This is a genomic window from Sorangium sp. So ce1504 (assembly GCF_051521635.1).
In the GTDB taxonomy this organism is placed as follows: Bacteria; Myxococcota_A; Polyangia; order Polyangiales; family Polyangiaceae; genus Sorangium; species Sorangium cellulosum_B.
Genome location: NZ_CP150365.1, coordinates 3764973 through 3789771, shown reverse-complemented (window position 1 = coordinate 3789771; position 24799 = coordinate 3764973). Strand labels below are relative to the sequence as shown.

The 24799-nt window shown below is 69.5% G+C and carries 19 protein-coding genes; 9 read left to right on the top strand and 10 right to left on the bottom strand.

Going from position 1 to position 24799, the window contains the following annotated elements:
• Positions 1-193 precede the first annotated feature (193 nt).
• Positions 194-937: a TetR/AcrR family transcriptional regulator gene (locus WMF39_RS14430; protein ID WP_437746078.1), complete on the bottom strand. Its 744-nt coding sequence runs from the start codon at positions 935-937 to the stop codon at positions 194-196.
• Between the two features lie 287 nt (positions 938-1224).
• Here WMF39_RS14430 and WMF39_RS14425 point away from each other — a divergent pair, with 287 nt between their 5' ends.
• From WMF39_RS14425 to WMF39_RS14400, 6 genes are all read left to right on the top strand, one after another.
• On the top strand, positions 1225-1473 hold the full coding sequence (locus WMF39_RS14425) for a hypothetical protein (RefSeq protein ID WP_437746077.1): 249 nt from the start codon (positions 1225-1227) through the stop codon (positions 1471-1473).
• Positions 1470-2069: a 6-bladed beta-propeller gene (locus WMF39_RS14420; protein ID WP_437746076.1), complete on the top strand. Its 600-nt coding sequence runs from the start codon at positions 1470-1472 to the stop codon at positions 2067-2069. The genes WMF39_RS14425 and WMF39_RS14420 overlap by 4 nt, the downstream gene beginning before the upstream one ends.
• A 35-nt stretch (positions 2070-2104) precedes the next feature.
• Positions 2105-2938: a hypothetical protein gene (locus tag WMF39_RS14415; protein ID WP_437746075.1), complete on the top strand. Its 834-nt coding sequence runs from the start codon at positions 2105-2107 to the stop codon at positions 2936-2938.
• A 287-nt stretch (positions 2939-3225) separates the two neighbouring features.
• The gene (locus WMF39_RS14410) at positions 3226-4149 is read left to right on the top strand and encodes a transposase (RefSeq protein WP_437747978.1); all 924 of its coding nucleotides are present in this window, start codon (positions 3226-3228) and stop codon (positions 4147-4149) included.
• Positions 4150-4628: 479 nt separating this feature from the next.
• Entirely contained in the window at positions 4629-8411 is a 3783-nt protein-coding gene (mfd, locus tag WMF39_RS14405) for a transcription-repair coupling factor (protein WP_437746074.1), read from the top strand.
• A gap of 96 nt (positions 8412-8507) precedes the next feature.
• Positions 8508-10277: a metallophosphoesterase gene (locus tag WMF39_RS14400; protein WP_437746073.1), complete on the top strand. Its 1770-nt coding sequence runs from the start codon at positions 8508-8510 to the stop codon at positions 10275-10277.
• Between the two features lie 222 nt (positions 10278-10499).
• On the opposite strand, the gene WMF39_RS14395 is transcribed toward WMF39_RS14400, so the two are convergent.
• Positions 10500-10766 carry a hypothetical protein gene (locus WMF39_RS14395; protein ID WP_437746072.1) on the bottom strand — a complete coding sequence of 89 codons (267 nt, stop codon included), beginning with the start codon at positions 10764-10766 and terminating at the stop codon, positions 10500-10502.
• Between the two features lie 298 nt (positions 10767-11064).
• Between WMF39_RS14395 and WMF39_RS14390 the strand changes: the two genes are divergently transcribed.
• Together WMF39_RS14390 and WMF39_RS14385 are read left to right on the top strand one after the other, a co-directional pair.
• The gene (locus WMF39_RS14390; RefSeq protein ID WP_437746071.1) at positions 11065-11508 is read left to right on the top strand and encodes a ferritin-like domain-containing protein; all 444 of its coding nucleotides are present in this window, start codon (positions 11065-11067) and stop codon (positions 11506-11508) included.
• Positions 11509-11571: 63 nt separating this feature from the next.
• Complete coding sequence (locus WMF39_RS14385) at positions 11572-12369, top strand: hypothetical protein (protein ID WP_437746070.1); 798 nt, start codon at positions 11572-11574, stop codon at positions 12367-12369.
• A gap of 95 nt (positions 12370-12464) precedes the next feature.
• On the opposite strand, the gene WMF39_RS14380 is transcribed toward WMF39_RS14385, so the two are convergent.
• The 4 genes from WMF39_RS14380 to WMF39_RS14365 form a co-directional block, all read right to left on the bottom strand.
• A complete protein-coding gene (locus tag WMF39_RS14380) occupies positions 12465-13208 on the bottom strand; it encodes a hypothetical protein (protein WP_437746069.1) in 744 nt (247 codons plus the stop codon).
• A 526-nt stretch (positions 13209-13734) separates the two neighbouring features.
• Positions 13735-14214: a single-stranded DNA-binding protein gene (locus WMF39_RS14375; protein ID WP_437746068.1), complete on the bottom strand. Its 480-nt coding sequence runs from the start codon at positions 14212-14214 to the stop codon at positions 13735-13737.
• A gap of 185 nt (positions 14215-14399) precedes the next feature.
• Positions 14400-15437, bottom strand: a complete 1038-nt coding sequence (gene recA / locus WMF39_RS14370; RefSeq protein ID WP_437746067.1) for a recombinase RecA — start codon at positions 15435-15437, stop codon at positions 14400-14402.
• Between the two features lie 170 nt (positions 15438-15607).
• Positions 15608-17200, bottom strand: a complete 1593-nt coding sequence (locus WMF39_RS14365; RefSeq protein ID WP_437746066.1) for a YifB family Mg chelatase-like AAA ATPase — start codon at positions 17198-17200, stop codon at positions 15608-15610.
• A gap of 400 nt (positions 17201-17600) precedes the next feature.
• Here WMF39_RS14365 and WMF39_RS14360 point away from each other — a divergent pair, with 400 nt between their 5' ends.
• Positions 17601-18596, top strand: coding sequence for a hypothetical protein (locus tag WMF39_RS14360; protein ID WP_437746065.1), 996 nt, complete (start codon positions 17601-17603; stop codon positions 18594-18596).
• 135 nt (positions 18597-18731) lie between these two features.
• On the opposite strand, the gene WMF39_RS14355 is transcribed toward WMF39_RS14360, so the two are convergent.
• From WMF39_RS14355 to WMF39_RS14340, 4 genes are all read right to left on the bottom strand, one after another.
• Positions 18732-21191, bottom strand: coding sequence for a SpoIIE family protein phosphatase (locus WMF39_RS14355; protein ID WP_437746064.1), 2460 nt, complete (start codon positions 21189-21191; stop codon positions 18732-18734).
• 16 nt (positions 21192-21207) lie between these two features.
• Positions 21208-21585: a hypothetical protein gene (locus WMF39_RS14350; protein WP_437746063.1), complete on the bottom strand. Its 378-nt coding sequence runs from the start codon at positions 21583-21585 to the stop codon at positions 21208-21210.
• A gap of 414 nt (positions 21586-21999) precedes the next feature.
• Positions 22000-22584, bottom strand: coding sequence for a hypothetical protein (locus WMF39_RS14345; RefSeq protein ID WP_437746062.1), 585 nt, complete (start codon positions 22582-22584; stop codon positions 22000-22002).
• Positions 22581-24656 (bottom strand): hypothetical protein, encoded by a 2076-nt coding sequence (locus tag WMF39_RS14340; protein ID WP_437746061.1) that lies wholly within the window; start codon positions 24654-24656, stop codon positions 22581-22583. The genes WMF39_RS14345 and WMF39_RS14340 overlap by 4 nt, the downstream gene beginning before the upstream one ends.
• Between the last annotated feature and the right edge of the window lie 143 nt (positions 24657-24799).

Sequence of the window (24799 nt, the reverse complement as noted above, 5' to 3'; positions counted from 1 at the left end):
GATGTGCTGGGGTCGGTCTGGCACAACGCCAGCGCAAGCCCCGCGCCGCGCGAGGGATGCGCCCGGCGCGAAGGCGCGCGTCGACGCGCTTTCCCTTTCTTCGTGGCCGGCGAGCCGTGTGCCAGGAGCCGGTGCGTCGCGCGCGGAGCGTCCAGCGAGCGCCCTGGCACCGGCAGGCGCCTGGGCGGACGGCTCAGGCGCGGCGCCCGGGGCCGCCGCGGTCGCGGCTCGCCTGGGAGGCGGGCGGCTCGGGTGGACGGGCGGGGAGCACCAGGTCCGCCAGACGGCGTGCCGCGGCGAAGGCCACCTCCGCATCTCCGACGGGGCCCTCACCCAGGTTGGGATCCTCACCCGGGTTGAGTGGGGTACCTGGTGGGGTACCAGCCGGGGCTCCACCCAAGATAGAAAAAGCCAGGACGGAAGGAATTCTCCTGGACGAAACCTCACCCAGGTTGGCGCGCCCGCTCAGCGCGAGCATCGCGATGCCATGGAGGCCCGCGAAGAGCACGTACGTATCTTCCTCCGGCCGCCTGCTACCGTGATGACGCAAGAGCTCGACGAATGAGCTCCAAAGAGGGCGCGCGAGCCGCAGGCGCCCCTGTTCGCGCAGGCGGGCGCGGTCGAAGCGGCGCTCAGCCATCAGCCAGTACAGGTCCGGATGGCACAGCGCAAACTCGACGTAACCGACGGCAAGCGACCGCGCATCGGCGCCAGCGCGCGCCCGCGCGTCGAGGCGCTCCGCGAGCCGCCGCCACCCGAGGCCATCGACGCGAATGAGGAATCCGTCGAGCGAGCCGAAGTGGTGATACAGCACCATCGTCGTCTGGCCCAGGAATGCGGCGATCTTGCGGGCCGTCAGATCGTCCCGCGTCAGTCGTCCCTCGCAGAGCGCCATGAACACGCGTTCCACCGGCTCATCCGCATCCATCACACCCATGCCCACCATCCTGCCACGTCCGCGCCTCGCCCGTTGACGCCACCAGGATAACATTGTTATCCTTGGTCATGGGATGGCTGCTTCGCAACGCAACGTCGGTCTTCGGGGCGCAGCGCGGGGGCCGCTGGCTGGTAGGGTTGGCGCTTGCGGGGGCGTGCACGTCGCGACCGCCGACGGCGGACGACGCGCCTGCAGGGCCGTACGCGGTCGTGGACGGGTGGCCGCGTGTCCCTGACGGGATGGTGTTCGGCCCAGCGCTTGATGTGGCGGTTGACGCGCGAGGGCGCGTGCTGGTGAGCCATGCGGCCGGGCGCACGTCAGGGAACGACGCGCCGATCCGCGAACCCACGATCTTGGTGTTCGATCCAGAGACGGGCGAGCTGCTCGACGCGTGGGGAGAGGGGCTGTTCTTCTATCCACACGGGATCGAGGTGGATCGCAACGACTTCGTCTGGGTGACGGACTCCGAGCAGAACCGGGTGTTCAAGTTGACGGCGGAAGGGGATGTGGTCATGACCCTCGGCGAGGCGCCATGAAGGGCATCGGTGTGTGGATCCTCGTACTCCTCGCGGATATCGGGTGCGCGACGAGCCCCGAGCAGCTCGACCGGCCCACCAACGTGGCCTTCGGCCTGGACGGCGATATCTACGTGGCGGACGGCTACAACCATGCGCGGATCGCGCGCTTCTCCGAGGACGGCGGGTTCGTCATGGAGTGGGGCGAGAAGGGCTTCGGGCCGGGACAACTCGACACGCCTCACGGCATCGTCACCGACGACGAGGGGCGCGTCTACGTGGCGGACCGGGAGAACGCGCGTGTTCAGGTCTTCAGCGCGAACGGCCACTACCTGGCGCAGTGGAAGAGCGCCGCGTTGGGGCGACCGTGGGCGATCGCCTTCGGACCCGACCGGCACATCTACGTTGTAGACGGAGGCGATCAGGATCCAGAGCGGCCTCGGGGGCATGTGCTGCGGATGAGCCTCGACGGGAAGATCGTGGACCGGTGGAGCACATCGGGGGACGGTCCCGGGGAGATCGACTGGGGGCACGGGATCGCCGTTGGGCACGACGGCAGCGTCTACGTCACCAGCCTGAGGGGTCGCGGCGTGCAGAAGTTCCGGAGGACGAAGTGAGGAGGAGAGCGCGCGGGCTCGCGCTTACGATTACCGTGGTTGCCTCGGTCGAGGCGGCGCCGAGCTGGGCACAGACGACGGGGGACATTCCGTCGCGACCTGGCGGCCGCGGTCATATTGCGCTGTACGGCATTTTCACAGCCTCGCCGCAGAACCCGACGGTGGCTACGATTCATGTCGCGCCGCAGGTGGCGGCGGGCGTTCGCCTGAACAGCTGCCTGCACGCAACCACGGACGTCACCTCGGCCTGGACTACGTTTCGGATCGAGGGCGAGGCGCGGCGCTCGTCGTTTCGCTTCGGGAATCCGTTCGTGACCGTGCAGGCGGCGCTTCTCGAGGAGCGAAACCGCTCGATCTATGCCGGGGTCGGGGTTGCACCGCCGGTGACGACGTTCCCTGGCACCATCCCGAAGAATACGGAGGCCGAGTACAACTACGCGGTAGCTACAGCCGCGCGCGGGTTCGCGGATTACTGGATGTGGGCACCGAACGCGATCCCGATCGCGCTGTTGCTCCGCAGCCGGGCGGAGCTGTCCATGCCGGTGATCGTTGGCGCTGAGCTGGATCCAGCCGTGCTCGTTTCCGTGAACTCCAATCCGTCTCGGCTGGCGGTCGTGGCCGCCGCTCACGCGGGCTTGCGGATGGGTTTGCTGACACCCGGAGTGCGAGTGCAGATGCTCGCGCAGTCGGCACCGCTCGCAGGGCGAGATTTCTCACAATGGGCAGCAATCTTGTATGCGAATGTCGAATTCGAGCCGGTGTTCGTACGCTCCCAGGTTGCCGTCAACCTGGATGCGCCGTCCGGGCTGACCGGGCAGCGAGGGGCGACTACGTGGGGGGTATCGTTGGGAGGCGGGGTCCACCTTTAGAACTGTTGAGCGCTTTCTTTGGTTTTGTTGCCGGCCCGCGATGCATCGCCAGCATCCCCTCCATGGCCTTCGCAGCAGCCGCCGTTTACCGAGCCACATTGTGACGTCGCGGCGACGTCGCGCTCGACTGACGTTGCGCTCCGCACACGCCCTGCTCTGCCCCCCGACCTGACCATTGGGTGGCGCAGGTGGCGAAGAGGATGACGGCCGCCACCTCCTCGAACACCCAAATCCTCAAAAATCGGCCGATTTCGAGTCTGGCACGGCGTTTGATATACCCGTCAGGCATGAGTCAGCCTCGTGCGATCGTCCCCGGCGCTACGTATCTTCTCACCCGCCGTGTACTGCGAAGGCATTTTCTTTTCCGCCCCGATTCCGCGATCACACGGCTCGTGATCTATACCCTGGCCGTCTCGGCCCACCGCTATGGTATCCTCGTACACGCCCTCTGCGTGATGTCCACGCACATTCATATCGTTGTCACAGACACACGCGGCGAGCTCCCACGATTTTTGCAGAGATTCCATCGGCTTGTCGCTCTCGGGACCAAGATCTTGCGCGCGTGGGAGGGGCCGGTGTGGGACGATCGAGCAACGAGCGTGGTACGGCTAGCAACACGGGACGCTCTGGTGGAGAAGATCGCTTACACCCTCGCAAATCCAGTCGCTGCTGGTCTCGTACCGCATGCACATGAGTGGCCAGGAGCCAAGGTGCTCGTCGGCGACATCGGCTGCGGCGTGCTGCGCGCCCAACGCCCTGAAATATACTTCAATCCACAGAGCCCCGAATGGCCAACCGACGTAGCACTTGCGATCACGCTTCCACCATCGATCAGCGATTCCAATGCCGACAAATTTCGCCGGGAGATCACGGGAAGGATCGATCTGCACGAGAGACAGGCTCACGCTACCCTGAAGCGACAAAGGCTTGGCTTCCTCGGGGCTGCGCGCGCGAGGAATATTTCTCCTTACAAGCGAGCAACGAGCATCGACCCACTTCGCGATCTCAATCCAACGTTCGCAGTCGGCCGCCGGCAGGCAGACGCAAAGAACGCCGCCATCGCGGCCGTACAAGCATTTCGCATCGCATACCGACATTCGATCAATCAATGGCGTGCAGGTGTACGCAGCGTAACTTTCCCAGCGGGTACGTGGTGGATGCGCGTGTTCCACGGGGTCACCGTCAACGAGGGCGAGCCTGCGGCCGCATAGACGCAGGACCCGCACACGTTGACAAAATTATATTAAGACTGGAAACCAGGAGTCTCTGTTCACCCGTCGCACAACACGACCGACGCCTGGATGCGGCGTTGTTGCAAGCAAAGGACGGGACCAAGCATTCGATCTCCTTCAAGGCTCGATTCATGCGCAACAACGGACGATTCGGCTGGCCGGCAGGCGTACTGGCTCGCCAGCTCGGGTTCGCTCGGGGCTGCCAGGCTCGGCGTGAACAGAGTCCGAGCGGTCGAAAAGTCTGCGCGGAGTGGAGTCGAGAGTCGACATTACCATCGTGACGAGAGGCGATTCGGGGCCGGGACCGAGCTGGCGTGCGCGTCACGTAGCGCCCTGCACGGTGGGGTTGCGTTCCCGGCCGCAGCACGGTGGGGTTGTGCCCCGCGCGCGGCGCCAACCACGGTCGGGTCGAGACCGCGGGTCGAATCGCGCCGCCTATGCTAGACCGCGCTGCGCCGATGCCCCCCGAGCGCTCCCTCACTTCCACCTCGAGCTCCCCGCTCAGCGCCACGATCGCCGAGCTCTCAGGCCACGTCGACGACAGCGCCTCGAACGATACCGCTACCAGCGGCCCGCCGGCCGACTTCGAGCCGCTCCCGTCGTTCGATCTCCCGGCAGACCGCCGGGTCGTCACGCCCCGTGAGCTCGCCGCAGAGCTCGCCGCGGCGCCGCCTGGCACCCGTCATGTCACAGGCTCGGCGGGCTCGGCCGGCGCCCTCGTCATCCGTCGCCTCGTCGCGGCCGCCGCCGGGCGCCGGATCATCGCCCTGACTCCCGACGTCGACAGCGCCCGCGCTCTGGCGGCCGATACCTCGTTCCTGCTCGTCGATCGGGACGCCGATGACGCCGAGGCCGCCGGCTCGACCACGTTCGGCCGCGTCCTTCTCTACCTGCCGAACGAGGCCAGCCCTTACGCGGATGTCAACCCGGACCGCCGGGGCGCCCAGACCCGCCTCGCCACGCTCTTCCACCTCGGCATGGACCTTCCCTGGTCGGTCCTCGTCTGCCCCATCACCGCGCTCGCCCGCAGGGTCGTACCCAGGGACGAGATCACCGAACACGCCGAGCTCGTCATCGCCGAGCAGGAGATGGATCGCGACGCGCTCTCGGCCCGCCTCGGTGCATCGGGCTACGTCCGCAGCCCCCTCGTAGAAGACCCCGGCACCTTCGCCGTCCGCGGCGCCCTCCTCGATGTCTGGGCGCCTTCCGCCGAGCTGCCGGTGCGCATCGACTTTTACGGAGACATCGTCGCATCGATCAAGACCTTCAACCCCGACGACCAGCGCACGGTCACCGAGGTGAAGGAGGTCTGGATCCCGCCGGCGCGCGAGGCGATCCTCACGCCTGCCAATGTCGAGCGCGCCCGCCAGCGGGTACGCGCCGCGTGTGACGTCATCGACTTCCCCTCAACCAAGGCGCGCGCGCTGGTCGACGACGTCGCGAGCGGCCGCGCCTTCTTCGGGGCCGAAGGCTACTTGCCTGCCTTCATCGACCTCGCGTCGTTCACGTCGTACCTGCCCGACGACGCGCTCATCCTCCTTGAGGACCCGGCCTCCGTCACCGCCGCCGTGCGCAACGAGCTCGGTCGCGCTGCGGCCGACCGGAGCAACAAGGACCGTGAGCCGCACTTCCCGCTGGCCTCCTTCTACGAGGACGAGGCACACGTTGCCTCGTGGCTCGGCGCGCGTACCGTGCTTGCCCTGCACCGCACCGGGGTTGAGGGTGCTGCGGAAAACCGGAACTCGCTGGAGCGCTTCGAGGTCGTCCCTGAGGACGCCCCGTCGCTCGCGACGCGCGACCAGTCGGACCTCGAGCGCGCCATCAAGACGGCTCGCGCGTCACGCGGCAAGCACGGCGCTCTCGACCCGCTCGTTCGTCGCGTGGTCGCATGGCAAGAAGCAGGCCTACGAGTGCTTGTCGCTGCGCGCGCACAGACCCAGGTTGAGCGCCTCGTCGCCCTTCTCCGCCATCGCGACGTGCGGGTGAAGGCCAACCTCGGTCCGTTCGACCCCGCTTTCTTCGATGGCAGCAGCTCCGCCTCTCCGCGCGACACGGCCCTCGTCGTCACGGGCTCTCTTGCGCGCGGCGTCATCGCTCCTGCCGAGGGGCTCGCGCTGGTCACGGAGGAGGAAATCTTCGGTGCCCGCGCTCACCGCCGCGCCGCGCGCGCCGCCGCCTCCTCCACGAAGCCGTCGCAGGCCTTCCTCGAGGACCTCCGCAACCTCGGCGTCGGCGACTACGTCGTCCACGTAGAGCACGGCATCGGGCGGTACCTTGGCCTCGTCCACAAGCAGGTCGGCTCAACCACGGTCGATCTCATCGCCGTCGAGTACGCCGGCGGCGACAAGCTCTACCTCCCGGTCTACCGCCTGAACCAGATCCAGAAATTCAGCGGCGGCGAAGGCGCCCCCAAGCTCGACCGGCTCGGCGGGCAGACGTTCGCCAAGACAAAGGCGCGGGTCGAGAAGAGCGTCCGCAAGATGGCCGACGAGCTCCTCCGCCTCTACGCCGAGCGCCGCGCCGCCACGGCGGAGCCCGTTCCACCTCCGGACGACGATTACCGCGCCTTCGAAGCGACCTTCCCCTTCGACGAGACACCCGACCAGGCCCGGGCGATCACCGAGGTTACGGCCGACCTCGAGTCCGGCCGTCCGATGGACCGCCTCGTCTGCGGCGATGTCGGGTTCGGAAAGACCGAGGTTGCCATCCGCGCCGCCTTCCGCGCCGCGAACGCCGGCAGGCAGGTCGCCGTCCTCTGCCCAACCACGGTGCTCGCGCAGCAGCACTACCTCAGCTTCCGATCCCGGATGGCCTCCTACCCCATCGAGGTCCGCGTCATGTCCCGCTTCCAGACCAAGCAGGAGCAGGACGAGGTCTCCCGCGGCCTCCGCGACGGCAGCGTCGACGTCGTGATCGGCACCCACCGCCTCCTCTCCAAGGACGTCCACTTCAAGCGGCTCGGCCTCCTCGTCGTCGACGAGGAGCAGCGCTTCGGCGTCACCCACAAGGAGCGCATCAAGGCGCTCAAGACCAACGTCGACGTCCTCACGCTCTCGGCCACCCCCATCCCCCGCACCCTCCAGATGGCGGTCTCCGGCCTCCGCGACATGTCGATCATCACGACCCCCCCGGTCGATCGCCGCGCCATCCGCACCGTGGTGACCCGCCACGACGAGGCCGTCCTCCGCGACGCCGTCCTCCGCGAGCTCGGCCGCGGCGGCCAGGTGTTCTACGTCTACAACCGCGTCGAGGGCCTCTACGAGCGCGCCGCCCGCCTCGCCGAGCTCGTCCCGAGCGCCCGCGTCTGCGTCGCCCACGGCCAGATGAGCGAGCACAACCTCGAGCAGACGATGCTCGACTTCGTCGAGGGGCGCTACGACGTCCTCTGCGCCACCGCCATCATCGAGAGCGGCCTCGACATCCCCCGCGCCAACACGATCCTCATCGACCGCGCCGACATGTTCGGCCTCTCGCAGCTCTACCAGCTGCGCGGCCGTGTCGGCCGCTCCAAGGAGCGCGCTTACTGCTACCTCATCGTCCCGCCCCCGAACGCCATGACCGACGAGGCCCGTGCCCGCATCGAGGCCCTCGAGCGCCACACCGAGCTCGGCTCCGGTTTCCAGATCGCCTCGCTCGACCTGGAGCTTCGCGGCTCCGGTGACCTCCTCGGCGCCGAGCAGAGCGGCACCGTCGCCCAGGTTGGCTTCGAGCTCTTCTGCCAGATGCTCGACGAGGCCGTCCACGAGCTGCGCGGCGAACCCGTGGTCCACGACGTCGACACCGAGCTCTCCTTCGACGCCGACGCGCTTCTGCCAGAAGAGTATATTTCCGATGTAGGCGTACGCCTCTCCCTCTACAAGCGGCTCGCTGGTGCCGCCTCGACCGAGGACGTGCAGGACCTCGCGGTCGAGATGGAGGATCGCTTCGGCCCGCCTCCGCTCGAGGCGCGCCGGTTCGTGCACCTCATGCGGCTCAAGACCGAGCTGCGCCGGCTGAAGGCGCTCGCATGCGAGGCGAGCGCCAAGGGCGTCACGCTGCACTTGCGCGAGGACACCCCGCTCGATCATGCCAAGGTGCTCAAGCTGGTCCAGCCGAAGGCCTCACCCTACCGACTCTCGCCCGACATGCGCCTCACCCGCCGAGCCAAGGAGGGCGAAGCCTTCACGAGCGGTCTGGAGGCGACCGACAAGCTCCTCAGCGAGCTCGCCGGCTGTCTCAAGGATGGCAGTGATCTCGCGTAGCGTGAGTGCCCACGACGTCGTCGCGCCCCGCTGAAGCGCGCGGCCGAGGCGACGCGGCGCTCCGGCGGTGATAATCTCCCTTGAGCGGAGGGACGGATGATCGATCGCCCGGATCGCGAGCGGCTCGCGGCGCTCCAGCAGAGCGTCATGACGTGCTGGTACAGCCCCTTCCAGCTGGCCCGCTCCGCGCTCGACATGACCGTCTCCCGCCTGATGGGCGCGCGCGGCGATTTCCGCCTCATCGAGGCGATCGCGGGGCCGCAGCCGCCCTTCGACTATGCCGTCCGAAACGGCGTCATGCGCGACGAGCTCTGGATCGATTACGTGGCGGACACAGGCGATGGCTTCAACCCCACCTATGCGATCGCCAGCCTGCTCGCACGGCCGGTCCTCTCGCTGGGCGACCGGGAGACGAGGCGCGGAGAGGTGCTCATCATGGGCGGCGACCAGGTCTACCCCTCGGCCACGCGTCAGGCGTACTGGACGCGGCTCGTCGAGCCCTACGCGGCCGCGCTCCCGAAGGCCGATGTGACGGATCCGCCGCACCTGTTCGCCATCCCTGGCAACCACGACTGGTACGACGGGCTGATGAGCTTCATGCGCCTCTTCGGCCAGAAACGCACGCTCGGCGCCTGGAAGACGTTCCAGTCGCGGAGCTACTTCGCGCTGAAGCTGCCCCACGGCTTCTGGCTGCTCGGCGTCGACATCCAGCTCGAGTCCGACATCGACCAGCCGCAGATCGAGTATTTCTGCAAGCTGGCGACGCACGACATGCGCGACGGCGATCGCGTGATCCTCTGCACCGCCGAGCCCGACTGGGTGAAGGGCGCCATCTACAACCCAGAGCTCCAGAGCAACCTCGCCTTCTTCGAGAAGCAGCTCGCCGACGCGCGGCCCGGGGTCGAGATCGTCGCGCGCATCGCCGGAGATCTGCACCACTATCGCCGCCACGAGTCCGCGGACGGCCGGCAAAACGTCATCGCCGGCGGCGGCGGCGCGTTCCTCCACCCGACCCACGGCGAGCCGGTCACCGTGGTCCGCTCCGGCGCGGGCGCCGACCAGCGCCCTTATATGTTGCGTGCCTCGTTTCCGTCAGAGTCGGAGTCGCGCCGGCTCGCCTGGCGCAACCTCTCGTTCGCTCGGCACAACCTCGGCTTCTGGCCTGCCGCCGCCTTCGTCTACATGCTCTCCTCCCTGACGCTGCCCCGTCCCGGGCCGGGGGCCGTGGGGTGGGTCCTCGTCGTCGTGCTCGTGTTCATCGTCTTCACGGACACCTACAAGACCTGGTATCGCCGGTTCGCGGGCTCGCTCCACGCGCTCGCGCACCTCGGGGCGGCGCTGGGGCTCGCGCACCTCGGCGGCGCGTTGCTCGGCGTCGACGTCCGGGACCTCCCGTCCATGTGGAGCCTCCTCGGCGTGACGCTCTTCGTCGGCGCCACCGGCGCCGTGGTCGGGTCGACGATCATGGGCGTCTATCTCCTGATCTCGCTCAACGTCGCGCGGCGGCACGGCAACGAAGCGTTCTCGGCGCTCCGGATCCAGGACTACAAGAACTTCTTGCGGATTCACGTCCACCGCGACGGCCTCACCCTCTATCCCGTCGGGCTGAGGAGGGTGCCGCGCGCGTGGAAGGTGGCCGACGATCGCAAGCCCGGCGAGCCGCGCTTCATCCCCGCCCAGGGCGCCCTGGCGCCGGAGCTCATCGAGGAGCCCATCACCATCCCGACCGCGCGGCAGCCACGCCGGCCCGGCCAACTCAAGGTCGACGCGGCAAGCGCCGGGCACCGCGAGTGCCCCGCGGGCGAGCGGCGGAGTCGCCCCCCCGCAGCGGGCGCCGCGGCGGGAGCTGGCGCGCCCGAGCCGTAGAGGCAGACCGGAGCCCTGGCGATCGTTCCCTCCATGAGGCAGTTCGCCTCAGCCGGGACATTCTGCCTTCGCTCTAGCAGGCACAACCACATCCGGGCGGTCGAATCGTGGAAGCGGTCGACCGTAGAAGGACTCTTGCGTGCCGAGCTCGCCGCGCGCTCCTGCGCGCGCGAACGTGAGATCAGTGGGCGCAGCGAGGTTTCTGGCGCGAGCCGGCTGCGCTCAGGGCGACGCGGCGGCGTTGGGCAGCCTCGGCGGAGCGGCCTTGGGACAGATCTCGCGCAGCTCGCCGGGGGGCGAGAGCGGATCGGGGCCTTCCCTGGGGCAGGAGCCCGGGCCATTCGCGATGGCGTCCTGACCGCGGTCCTCCGGGGTCCATTCGCGGTTGATGCCGGGCGCGTTCGCGAGCCCCTCGGCGCAAGCCGCGGAGGCGGCGAGGAGCAGCGCGAGCGCGGCGCGCATCGAGGAGCGGCCAAGAGAGCGTTTCATAGGCACATTCCATCTCCCCGCGGCGCCGGCGCTGGCGGCGCCGGTCCACGGAAGCTGTCAGGGTTTCCCGTCACCCGTCTCCCGACTGACCTTCACGGTCCGTGCCAGGTCGAGGTTGCCGGACCGATCGGGATGCCGGGCCGCCCGCCGCGGCCGCCAGCGGCGGCCGAGCCGAGCGCGGCCACGGCGACCCCAATTTCCGGCTACGACGTGCGCATGGCTTGCGCCCCAACGCAAATGCCCCAGGTGGTGGGCGCGGGGGTCCGTGCGGGACGCGATCCCGGAAGGAGTGTCGATCATGGCGAGAGACGTCATCGAGGTGCTCAACGACCTCATCCAGCTCGATCGCGACGCGATCGCCGCTTATGACCAGGCCATCGAGGCGTGCGGGCACGCTCATACCAGGGAGAGGCTCGCGAGCTTCAGGGACGATCACGCGCGCCACGTCGTGGATCTGAGCGCGCATGTGACGTCGCTCGGCGGCATCGCGGCGCAGACCCGCGACCTCAAGGGCAAGTTCATCGAAGCGTTCACGGCCATCACGAGCAGGGGAGACCAGAGCGCGCTCCTCGCCATGCGCGGTAACGAGGAGCTCACGAACCGGCAATACCAGGCGGCGCTGGACGAGTCGCTCACGGCCGAGGCGCGCGCGATCGTCGAGCGCAACTACACTGATGAGCAGCGGCACCTCGCGTGGATCAAGGACGCGCTGTCAAGGAAGGTCTGGGAACAAGCCGCCTAGTGGGCGGTCGGCCCGCGGCGGTGGTGAGTACGATCGGAAGCAGATTCTACGGTTGGGGGTAATATGAAATCGAATCGGTCCATCCAACTCGCGCTCGCCATGGGAGCGCTCGCGGTCGTGCCGGCGCTCGCGGCAGCACAGACGGGCGGCACGGGCTCGCCGCAGCAACGCGAATCGGGCTCGCCGGGAGCGGCGCAGGGCGGCGCGCAGCATCAGGGCGACAAGCCCAGCCCGAGCGGCGCACAGCGCACGCAGCAGCAACAGGGGCAGAGTCAGAAGAAACAGGCGATGAATCTCAAGGAGCAGATCTCGTTCCCGGTCGAGGAAGGGTGCACCTACACGGCCTCCGTCAACGGTCGGATCGATCCCGTCGCGGCGGGCAAGTCGCAGCAGCCGTCGGGCGGCCAGACCGGCAGCGGCAACCTGGGACGGAGCGGCGGCTCGGGTGTGCAGGGCCAGACCGAGGGCAGCCAGGCCCATGCCGGCGGCGCTCAAGGCGGCAGCCAGCCCCACGAAGGCGCCCAGGCCGGCAGGGCTCAAGGGGGCGGTCAGGCCGGGCCAGGTGCCGACTACCGCGAAGGTCAGGAGAAGGTGAAGCCCAACCTCACCGTCGCCGCCAGCGTCAGCTGCCCGAACGCGGTCGATCTCAAGGTCTCGGACACGCTGAAGACGGACAAGGCCATCAGCCGCTCGGAGCTCGAGGAGATGATCTCGCGTCGAACGAGCATCGCGACCGAGAAGGGCGGCCGCTTCTGCATGTACGTGCCGCAGTTCGAGCTGACCCGCGAGAAGCTGAGCGGAAAGGGCATCGCCCAGCTCTGCCGCGTGCCCGCGGGGGCCGAGAAGGGCGGAACGCCGTAAACGCCGGAGGGGGGAGAGGGCGATCCTGAGAGCGCGCGCCCTCAGGATCGCCCGGCGAACACGCCGCTGCGCCGCGGGCGCGCCGGTTCAGGGGGTCAGGGCAGCGGGCAAGAGTTCAGCCTGCCGATGACGAAGGGCCGCTGCGCGACGGTCGTGCTCGTGATCGGGAAATAGGTGCCGCCCGAGGTGACGCTCCAGGTGTGACCCACGGGGACTCCCGAGGAATCGGTATAGATGCGCATGTAGCCCGTCCCCGGCCCTGCGACGAAGTCGCTGCACGTGTTCGTCCACCGGCTGTCACGCCAGATGGCGTCGCATCCGTGGACCGAACTGGTGGAGTCGGCGATCGGCAGCGCCCACTGGATCGTGTTCGTGTACTTCGGGTTGAGGGCCGTCGTGAGCTGCTGCGCCGGGCCCGTGATGATCACGGTGTGCCCGCCGTATGCGGTCTGTGGGCCGCCTGGCACCGCCACCGTCTTGTTGATGACGAGCACGTCACCCGCAGCGACGTTGGAGATGTTCGAAATCAGCGAGACGATGGCCAGGGGCTTGGTGAACTCGGTATAGTACTTCTCCGAGGTCGGGCTCGTCGAACCCCAGTAGGAGGACATCTTGGCCGAGTCGTTCACCGCGTCCACGATCGGGTCCGGGTCGAACCAGAACTCTTCTTTCTGAACGCCCGTGAGGAAGACGGCCCCGGCCCCGGACGGCGTACCGGCAGCGATAAAATCGAGCGCTCCGCTGGACAGCAGGGAGCACGCATCGGCCGGGGCAGCGCCGAGCGCGACGAAAGACGCAGCAGCAGACACCATCAGAAAGCGAACCGCATTGCTGAGCATGAAGTACCTCGGTTGACGGTTACCACGTTGCCGTTCCGCAGGCCGAGCAGATTCGGTTGAGGAGGTCGATCGTGTACAGCAAGAGAATCGCACCTGGTCGCGTCGAGCCTAGCATCCACTGTTTACTTCCAAAGCACGGCATTCGTCAACACACTTCGAGCACGTTATCCATCGATTCAATCACTTTTCTGTGTTCATGTAGGACACGAGAGTTCTTCAGACGGCACTGCCGGATACTGTCCACCGCGTGATGGTGACCTGTAGTCATCGAATCAGTCATCTCGCGGCTGACGCTGCGCGCCAGCGTCCGCGAAGGGCTACCTCGTAACACATCGCCCTGGAAACTGGCCTGAGTGGAATCCAGCAACACGCCAAGCGCTGAGCGCCGGGGGGCTCGATGGGGCCGCGACGGCGACCGCAGGAGGGGAATGTCGCCGACCGGGTGAGGCGAGGCATGCTGGGGACGCCGCGAGGCGGCTCGAGACAAGCCGCCTCGCCGCCCCCGCGCTCGTCCGGACGGACCGCCTCAGTACGGCATCTCATCCAGCGCAGGCACCTCCGGGGGCCGCCCCCGCGCGCCGTTCTTCCCGAGCCGCGCCGTGGTCGGCACGCCCGCCCCGGGCTGCGTCGGCTCGCCGTCGTCGTCCGGACCCGGCACGGGCTCCGTCAACGCGGCCCGCCGCCCCGCGAAGCGGAGATCCCGCGCGATCACCTCGGTGCGGTAGCGCTTGATCCCGTCCTTCTCGTAGCTCGACGTGCGCAGCCCGCCCTCGATGAGCACGCCGTCCCCCTTCGTCAGCACCTTGGCCAGCGCCTCGGCGCGCGGCCCCCAGAACACGATGCTGTGCCACTCGGTGCGCTCCTTGGGCTCCTTGTTCCTGTCCACGAACGACTCGTTCGTCGCCATGCGCAGGTGAAGCACCGGGGTGCCGTTGCCCGTGTAGCGCAGCTCCGGATCCGCGCCGAGATTGCCCATGAGGATCACCTTGTTCAGTCCTTCGTTCATGACATGCTCCAGTTCGCTTCTGTGTTGTCGTCTGCTGTCGTTCTCTTGTCCGTGTCGTCTCTGCCGTCGCTCACCATCCGCCGGCGCCCACCGCCCTGCGCCTCTCGCGAGGCGCGGCGTCGTCGCGCAGCGAGAGCGGCCGCGCCGGCGGCGGCGAGCCGCCGGGCGCGCCGACCGCCCCGAGATCAGGAATCCATCGCCGCGCTGCCGTTGCTACCGTTAGCTCGCGCCGGCGCCGCCGCGTCGACGGCGGCGCGGAGCGACGAGGCGAGCGTCGGCTTGCCGAGCAGCGCCTCGCGGGCGCGCTCCCTCCCCTGCCCGATGTGCTCACCCGCGAACGACAGGTGCGCGCCGCTCTTCTCCACGACCCCGAGCTGGCAGGCGAAGTCGATGAGATCCGCCGCGCCGTCGATGCCCGCTCCCCACCGGATGTCGAACTCGGCTTCTCTGAATGGAGGAGCCATCTTGTTCTTGACCACCTTGACGCGCGTCCTGCTTCCAATGGCCTCGTCGCTCACCTTCACCGGCCCCACCCGGCGCACGTCGAGCCGCACGCTCGCGTAGAACTTGAGCGCATTGCCGCCGGTCGTCACCTCGGGATTGCCGAAGACGACGCCGATCTTCTGCCGGAGCTGGTTGATGAAGATGAGCGTGGTGTCGGTGCGGTGGCATATGCCCGTGAGCTTCCGCAGCGCCTGGCTCATCAGCCGCGCCTGGAGGCCCATGTGCGAATCGCCCATGTCCCCCTCGATCTCGGCCTTGGGCGTGAGCGCAGCCACCGAGTCGACGACGATCACGTCAACGGCGCTCGAGCGCGCGAGCATCTCGACGATCTCGAGCGCCTGCTCGCCGTTGTCCGGCTGCGAGACGAGCAGCCTGTCGATGTCGACGCCGAGCGAGCGCGCGTACGTGACGTCGAACGCGTGCTCGGCGTCGATGAACGCGGCGACGCCGCCCGCGCGCTGCGCCTCCCGCATCGCGTGCAACGTGAGCGTGGTCTTCCCCGACGACTCCGGGCCATAGATCTCCACGATGCGCCCGCGCGGGTATCCCCCGATCCCCAGCGCCGCGTCGAGCGACAGGGATCCGGTCCGGATCAGGCCGATGTCCCGGGTCTCGCTCTCGTCGTTCAATGACATGATCGCCCCCTTCCCGAACTGCTTCTCGATGGTGCCTACGACGGTCTTCACGGTACGGAGCTTCTCAGCGATCTCGGTCATCATCTCGGTCTCTCCTTTTCGACGTGCGTTCGTTGCTTGTTGCGGTTCAATTGTTGCGTGTTGAACGTGCGCGCCCCCGAGCGCGCAGACAGACGATCCAGCGCGGCCGTCGGGGCGGCCGCGATCGCGCCCGCATCTCTGCGGGCGCGGTGGTCCTTGGCCTTGCGGCGAGCTCAGGCGCCCGCGGCGGTGGTGGCGGGCGCCGGCCCGCTGGCGGCCTCGCGATCGAACAGCCGCGCGCCGATCGCCTCGGCCACGTGCGCTGCCCGCACGGCAGAGCTCCTGTCCATGTCGGCGAGCGTGCGGGCGACCCGCAGCACCTTGGTATACGCCCGCGCCGAGAGGCCGAGCCGCTCCACGGCCGACGCGAGCACGCGCGCGCCGGTCGCGTCCGGCATGGCGACGCGCGCGAGATCGCGCGGGCCGAGCTCGGCGTTGTGCGTCGCCGCCACCTCCCCCGCCTCGAAGCGCGCGCGCTGCGCGGCCCGGGCCTCGACCACGCGCGCCCGCACCGCCGCGGAGCTCTCGGGCGCGTCGAGCGACGACCGGCCGTCGGCGAGCGGCGCGCACAGGTGAGCGACGTCGACGGGCGGCAAGGAGATGTGAAGATCGATGCGATCGAGCATCGGCCCGCTCAGCCGCGCGCGGTAGGCGCGGACACGATCGAGGGAGCAGGCGCAGCGATTGCCGCGGTCGCCATGGAAGCCGCACGGACAGGGGTTGATGGCGGCCACCAGGATCGGACGCGCCGGGAACACGACGCGGGCGCGGGCGCGGCAAAGGGCGACCGTGCCCTCTTCGAGCGGCTCGCGGAGCGCCTCGAGGACGCCGCGGCGGAACTCGAGCAGCTCGTCGAGGAACAGGCACCCGTGGTGGGCCAGGGAGACCTCGCCGGGGCGGATGGGATCCCCGCCGCCGACGAGGCCCGCGGCGCTCACGGTATGATGCGGGGCGCGGAACGGGCGAACCGCGACGAGGCCCCTGTCCGGGGAGAGCAGCCCGGCGACAGAATGGATCGCGGTGATATCGAGCGCCTCGTCGTAGGACATCGGCGGCAAGACCGTTGGCAGGCGCCGAGCAAGCATGGTCTTTCCGCTGCCTGGCGGGCCGACCATGATCAGGTTGTGTCCCCCGGAAGCGGCAATCTCGAGGGCGCGGCGCGCCCCGTGCTGGCCGCGGACCTCCGCGAGATCTGCCGCTGCAGCGCTCGGCTCCGCGTCGATCGCGGCCATTGTCCCCGCGCCCGGGAGGGGCTTGTTGCCGCGGAGGTGCGCGACGACCTGGCCGAGGTGCTCCGCGATGAGGACGTCGATACCAGCCACGCTCGCCGCTTCGCGCGCGTTTCCCTGGGGCACGATCGCGCGCGTGACCCCCTGCGCCGCCGCGCCGCGCAGCGCCGGCAGGACGCCGCGCACGGGGCGCACCGCGCCGCTCAACGACAGCTCGCCCAGCAGGCCAATCCGGTCGAGCCCCTCGGCGGGCACCTTGCCGAGCGCCGCGAGCGCGGCGATCGCGATGGCGAGGTCGTACGCGCCACCGCTCTTCTTGAGGTCTGCCGGGGCGAGGTTCACAGTGATCACATATTCGTCAAGCTCGATGCCCAGTTGCTGGAGCGCGGCGCGGACGCGCACGCGGCTCTCGCGGACGCTCGCCTCGGCGAGGCCCACCATCTGGAAGAACGACGGACCGCGGCCCGAGTCGACCTCCACCCGGATGGGGTGCGCGTCGAGCCCGAGCAGAGAGAACGTGAGCGCCGTGGCCTGCATGCCGGAGCCCTTTCGCGAAAGGCGTGCCAGACAGAGAGGGCGGCGAACTCAGGGAATTTCGCGGCGGGAGGGGTGGCGAACGCGGCGGACGGGGTGGCGGCCGCCAGAGGGAGCCGCCGGAATCGAGAGGATCACCGGCAGGTGCCTGGCGAGCCAGCGTCGCCACGGCGACAGGCCAAGGCAGTTGTCCGCAGTCCCTGTGCGTGTGGCCCCTGGCGCCCACCGCGCCTCATTAGACGCGCTCTGGCTATTTCATCATGAGCAGCAAGAATTGGTCGCTTCCACGTCGTCGGTCCGAGCGACGGCCCTCTCCGACGGAGGATCGAATTCGCGACATCGCGGCTCGCCAACCTCGCTCCCTTCGGGTAGAGACAGCCGGATGCCGGGAACTCCGCACGAGGTGCTCGTCGTCGCGCTGCGGGATCGTCCAGCGCTGCTCGCCGATCTCTTCCACCACCTCACCGGCTGCTCGCTCGGCGGGCCGACCGAGGTGGTCGATGCGACCGTGCGCTTCACCAGAGCCATCGAGGTTCGTCCGGATCTGCTCCTGCGCTCGCGACAGCGGGGCTGGCTGATGGTCGAGGTCCAGAATTCGATCGATGAGCGCAAGCGGAGGAGCTGGCCGCTTGCGGTCAGCGTGCTTGTCCATCAGGAGAAAGCGATGGGCGAGGTCCTCGTGATCACGGCCAGCCGCCGCGTGGCTTCCTGGGCGAAGCGGGTCGCGCACCTCCAGGGCGAGCTCGGCACGCGCTTCGAGCTGACGCCGCGGGTGCTGCTCCTGACAGGTCGACGCGTCGAGGCGCTGCTCGATCCGATGCACCCGGAACTCGCGCTCTTCGCCGCGTGGGCCGTACACCACCGCCGCGGGCCGGCCGCGCGCCGGATCGTGATACGCGCTCTGGAGCTGACCGAAAAGCACCTCACCGACGAGCCGTTGCGGGATGCGCAGGCGCGTGCGATCCTCGCGGTGCTGAGCGACGCCATGCTGGCCGCGCTCAGGGAGATGGCCATGGATCCAAGCAAAGTCCCTGAAACCCCGGCGTCTCGACGTTTCCGGCTCTTCTTCGAGAAGCGTGGTCGGGCCGAGGGCAAGATCGAAGGCAAGATCGAAGGCAAGATCGAAGGCAAGCGGGAGGCCCTGCTCGCGGTGCTCGAAGCGCGCGGCCTGTCACTGACGGCAGATGAGCGGGCTCACATTGGCGCCTGCACGGCTCCTGCGGAGCTCGACCGATGGATCGCCAGCGCGGCGACGGCGGCGTCGATGAGCGAGGTGTTCGCGTCGAAGCCAGCCAGCACGACCCGCCGATCCCCTGCCACGACGCGCTCGCGCGCGCCGGACCGTGGACCGCGGGCACAGAACGCGACAAGGCCCCCAAAACCAGGGCGCTCGCGGTAACTGCGCGCGGCCTTCTCCTTCGCCCTCTCGCCAGCAGAAGCACCGGCGGTGCTCCACGCAGCGAGGAGCTCCACCGGCGCGATGGGTCCACCACGAAGAACGAGCCCGGCCAGAGCGAGCGCCGCCCCGCCGCAGCTACTCGGGCGCGCGATACCTCGCCACCACGATCGTGATGTCGTCGTCCGGGCTCGGGCACCACCCCTCGACCGCATCGAGGATCCGGTCGCGAATCACGCCGACAGGCTCCGTCTGGACAGCCTCGATGACGGCGCAGAGCCGCTCCAGCCCGAACTGCTCGTGATGGGCGTTCCGCGCCTCGGTCACGCCATCGCTATAGAGCACGAGCACGTCCCCATCCCCAAGGTAGAGCTCGGCATCCCGCGTCAGCGCGCCGATCTCGGGCAGCGCGCCGATCCAGACACCTGAGCTCGGAATGCACCCGCAGCGCCGCGTCCGCGCCGAGCACACGACCAGGTCGTCGTGGGCGCCCGCGAACGTCACGCGCCCGTTGCGCTCGTACCGGAGCAAGAGGAGCGTCGCGTGCTCGTCGCGCTCCAGACGATCGCGGACGTTCTTGTAGATTGCCTTGTTGAGCGCCGTGATGACCTTCGCCGGGCTCGCCGCCGGGTCGTTGCACGTGAGCGCCGATACCATGCTCTGGATCATCAGCATGATGAGACCCGCCGCGAGCCCGTGCCCCGCGACGTCGCCGATCCCCAGCCACCCGCCCCCGTTCGCCGGAATCACATCGTAGTAATCACCGCCGACCTCGGCCGCCGGCTTCATGACCGCGCAGAGGTCGAGCCCCTCGATCGAGAGCTGCTTCGGCACCAGCGTGGTCTGGATGCGCGCCGCGACCTGGCTCTCCTGACGGACCCGCTCCTGCTCCAGCCGCTCGCGCAGCTCCACCTCCCGGACGACCTGCCGGTGCAGCGCCGCGGCCTTGACCGCAGAGCCGAGCTGGAGGCGCAGCACCTCGTACATCATGCCGCTGGCGCGGTGGTCGAGCACCGCGACGCCGAACCTCTCCTCGTCGCCGAACGCAACCGGGAGCACGATCCTGCTGATGCGCTCGTCGGCGTCCAGGAAGCCCGGGGGCGCGAGGAGGTGCGCCGGGAAGCTCACGGCCGGCACCTCCACCTCGCGGCCGTCCTCCATCACGAACAGCGGCTTCATGGTGGCGTGCTGAGCGTCGTCGTACAGCGACACGGCGACGTCCGAGAACCGCATCCTCGGCAGCTCCGACGCCAGCAACCCCTTGAGCACGGGCAGGCTCAAGCACGCGGAGAAGCCCCGCGCGCCGTAGGTGACATCGATCGCGGCGAGCTCGACGTTCAGCCGCTGCTCCCCCTCGACGTGCACGCACTCGCTCCCGATCAGGATGCGCGCAGCGTGCCAGAGCTGCTCCAGCGCCGCGTCGCCGCCCACGGGCGACCCCTGTACCCGCGAGCGCAAGAGCGATATCACCGCCTGGAACTCCTCGAGGAGCACGCCCTCGCGCCTCGCCCCGTCGAGGAGCGCCTGGAGCGCGCGCAGGAAGCGCCCCTCGTCGCCCGCGAGCTCCGCCTCCATCGCGGCGAGCAGGTCGCCCGCCCAGCCGTCGAGGGCGCCCCTCGGGATCGCCACGCTGCTGGCGAGCGCGCGCTCCAGCGACGCCCGCTGATCCGCGATGGCGCGCGGAAAGCCGCGCACCGAGGGGACCGGCTGCAGGAACGTGTCGCCCGCGCGGTACCCGCAGCCGCAGGACTCGCGCTGCGTGAGCTCCACACGCGCGAGCTGCAGCGGCTCGACGGCCTCGCCGTCGATCATGCGGAGGACCGTGCTCACGGCCATCCCCCCGAGCCGCTCGATCGGCTGGCGGACCGTCGTCAACGACGGCTTCGTGAAGCGCGCGATGCCGACGTCATCGAACCCGCAAACGAGGACGTCCTCCGGGATGCGGCGTCCCTCGGCCTTGAGCACCTCGATCGCCCCGAGCGCCATCCTGTCGTTGGCCGCCACCACGGCGTCGAACGCCACCCCGCGAGCCAGGAGCTCGCGCATCGCCGCGCGCCCCGTCGGGATCGTGAACCCACCGAACACGAGGAGGCGCTCGTCGCAAGGGAGCGCCCGCGCCGCAAGCGCCCTCCGGTACCCGCCGGCGCGCAGCGCGGCCTCCTCGCTGCTGCTCGGGCCGCCGATGTACGCGATGCGCCGGCACCCGTGCTCGTCCGCCATGTGCCCGACCGATATCTCGCTCCCGAGGGCGTTGTCGACCATCAGGCTCGGCACACCGTCGATCGCGGTCCCGATGCTGCACACCGGCAGCGGCGCGAAGGACCGGCAGAACGATCGCATGACCTCCATGCCGCCGTAAGGGGAGAGCGTCGACGAGGCGACGATGACGCCGTCGGCGGTCTCAGGGCCGATGAGGTGATAGAAGGTGCCCCGGTCGGCCACCTCCGGCCGGCGAGCCATGGCCGGGTCGCTGAACGCCGTCAGCAGGTTGACGTCGTGCGCCGCGGCGCCGCGCTCGATCCCGGCGCGCAGCTCGGACTGGTAGTCGCCAACGACATTGTCGATCAGAAACGCGAGCGTCCGACGCTTCCTCGTCATGGCCTCGGGCTCTCGATCATGCATCCGCGATCGAGACCAGCTCCGGGCATATGCGATCCAGGGGTTTCAGGCTCCGTCGCTGCCATGTCCGCTTCGCGTCCGTGACGAACCGTATCCTGCATTTGAGGCCATGGCCCATCAGGCCGCAGATGAAGCCGACGAACGCCTTGAGGCAGCTCGAGCTCATGAAGCGCAGGTCACGCACGTCGAACTCGACGGTGCTCACCGAGAGGCGCATCACCTCGCCCTCCAGCGCCTTGACGTACCTGCTGAGCGGCGGAGATGCCGCCATGTCCCCCGTGCCGGTGAGCTTGACGCTGAGGGTGTCGTCCCTCAAGGCTTGCTCGATCCCGAAGCTGTCGGTGACGACAGGATCCACGCTCAAGCAGCTCATCTCTTCTCCATCTCTCGACCGCGCGCGCGACGACCGCCGGATCGTTCCTCTGGATGCTGCAGCCGACGGCCGGTGCGATGGTCGATGCGAGCTCCCCACACTACGACGTAGTCGCGCCGGATCCAATCCCTTCCCGCAAGCCGCGCGGGTCGATCTCGGCACGCGCCACGCGCCACGCGCCACGCGCCACGCGTGAGTGCGGGTAGCAGGTGGAAGGCGCACACGATGCGGCGTCGCGCGGTGAGCACCGCAACATTTCGCGAACAAGCTTCTCGATGAGAGCGCGCCCGCTCGATCGCGGCTTCCCGGCTCGGAGCGCGGGATGCCTCCGAATTCGTGTGGATGTCGTCCGGGCGCGTGGCGCCTCGCAGGGCAAGCGCAGTGCAGCGCGTCGACAGTCGCGCCGGCGTCGCTTCAGAGCGCGCTGACGAGCGGCCCGGCGTCGCCTTCGAGCCATTGCTCGGAGATCATGACGCTCGTCGAGAGCCCGGTCTGGAAGCGGTATCCTTCCTCGATCGAGACGATCTCGATGACCCTCCTGTCGCCGATCCGGACGGGGAAGATCACCGAGACGCTCGACGGAAAGGGGCCGTCCTCGTCGGCCTTGTGCTCGCCGACCGAGACAGACTCGCCTCCGGCCCCGGCGCCGAGCGACCTCACGGCGACCACCGACGGAACGCTGCAATCGATCCGCAGCCACTCGCGCTGCCGGCGCGCCTTGCACGCGCCGCCCCTCGCGACGCGCGCGAGCGACACCTGCTCCGCGGCGTCCCACTCGGCCGCTGCCGGCCGCGCCGTCCGCTCGGGCGGCGGCGTCGTCGCCTCGAGCGCGCGCTTCTGCGGCGCCTCCGCGCCTCCTCCCGCGTCCGCCGGGCCTCCCGTGGCTCCCGCCTGCGGCCCGGCCGCCGCGCCTCCCGCCGGGGCGAGCACCGACTCCGCCGCCTCCGCCGGCGCGAGCGCGCCGAGCAGGACCATCCCGATCACCGCTCTCTTCTTCATAACGTCCTCAAGAAGGCGGCGAGCGCCGCCTTGTCATTCCTCGACATGTGGCTGGTGCGACCCATCCGGTCCTGGTTGGTGTCGATGAGCTCTTCGAGCGTCTTCGCGGATCCATCGTGGTAATAGGGCGCCGTCCCGCCGACGAAGCGCAGCGAGGGCGTCTTGAACACCTGGCCCGCCTTCTCCTCCGCGAACCCGGGCCGCGCCGCGAACCCGGGCATCGGGTAGCCCATGCGGTCGGTGTGCTCCGTCTCGGGCACGTGGCAGCGAGCGCACTGCGCCGTGTCGCTCATGAAGAGGGCGCGGCCGTGCTCCTCCTGCGGCGTGAGCTTCCGCGCCTCCCTGGGCGGCGGCACGAGGCCCGCGCGCAGGAACGCGGCCAGGTGGCGCGCCCTCAGGGCGAGCTCGCCGTTGCCCAGACCACCGGGCCCCCACCGGTGAAGGCCGAACCCCTCGCGGAGGCGCTCCGCCAGGTTCTCGCTCTGGGCGTTCCAGCCATAAGGCCCCTCGGCCGACACGCGGCCCGCGAGCATGGGAGTCTGCCGGGGCACGCCGCCGCGCGGCTCCACGTCGACCGGCTGATTCTCGGCGGCCCCGAGGAAATTGACGCTCTCGCCGCCGATGTCCATCACGTGGGCCTCGTGCCACACATGGCCGTCGTCGCGCCCGTCCGGGTGGCAGCCAGCGCACCCGAGGCCGCCGCTCGTGCCCCAGTCGACCGCGTTGTAGAAGAGCTTCCGGCCGAGGGCGGCCTGCTGCGGGACCGGCGCGTCGGCCAGCGCGATGTACGGCACGGGGCTCGGCTCGAACGGAGCGTCGTCGCGGTGCTCGTCGAGGCGGACGATCGCGAGGGCGTCCGTGGAACGGCAAAACACCCACGCCATGGACTCGTCCGCGGACAGCGCGACGCCGCTGGGCGCGCCGCACAGGGTCGCCACGTAGATGTCGGGGCCCGCATGGCGGCCGAGATCGTAGGTGCGGAGCGGCCGGAGCGCCGGATCGACCGCGAGCGCGTCGAGCTCCACCAAGGTGTCGGTGCCCTCGCTGGCGACGAGCAGGGTGCGGGTGCTCTTCCGGTACACGAGCGCGCGCGGCTGGACGAACGGGGCGAGCGAGGTGTTGGGGAGCTCCAGCTCCGCGTCGTCGAACGCGGCATCGTCGAGCGCGCTCGCCCGCCAGAGCGGCGCGCCCTGGCGGCGCCGGGGCGCGAGGGGCGCCTCGTCGCTCGTCATGAGGACGTCCACCGTGGAGGCGCCGAACCACGCCTGTTCACCGAGCGCGCCGAGCGCGTGGCGCGCGACGAAGAGGCGGCGGCCATCCGGCGAGAGCGCTGCCGCGTAGCCGAGCGACGCGGAGAGCGACTTGGCATGAGGAGCCCGGAAAGGCGACGGAGGAAGGACGACCGGCCGGGCCTCGGGAGCGCCACCCAGCGCGATCCGGGTGAGCGAGGCGGACGTGAGGTGCGTGACGTACGCGGCCGCGCCGTCCTCGCGGATCACGACGCCGCGGGGCTCGCGCGGGACATCGATGGCCCATGTCGCGGTCGCGGTCGCGAGGTCCACCGCGGAGACCTTGCCCGCCCATGCGCTGGTGACGAGCGCCGTGCGCTCATCCGGCGTGATCGCGAGCCCCCAGGCGTCGGCCGGCAGGGGCACGCGGGCCGCTTCCACGAGCCCCGCCGCCGGATCGGGCCGCAAGACAAGGAGGAGCCCGGGATCGCGGATCGTGACGAGCACGCGGTCCGCGAGCGCGAGCACCTGCGCCGGCCGCCCCGGCATGGCGATCTCGACAGGCGGCGTGCTCACGTCGACGGGAAGCGGGATGCGCCGGAGGACGGCGTGGTCCTCGTCGGCCAGATAGAGCGCGTCGTCCTGCGGCGCGCGCGCGAGCGCGCTGCCGACCCGCGTGACGGCCTGGAGCTTCTGCGGCGGCGGCGGAGAGGCTGGCGGAGCCGGCGCCGCCGTCCCGGCGACTTCGGCGCTTCGCTCGACGGCCGGCGTCTCTCTGGAAGGGCGCGAGCAAGCCGCGGCGAGGAGCGCGGCCAGGAGGAGGGTTGATGGTCGGTGCTTCATCGGTCGCCCGAGCCAACGACGGCGCCTGGCATTCGTATTCCTCGGCACCGTCGGTCCCGATCCTCCCCGCCCCGGCCACCCCTGCGCGGAGGCGTCGGGACACCTGCGACTCACGCGCTGCGCGCGAAGCGCGCGACTGACGA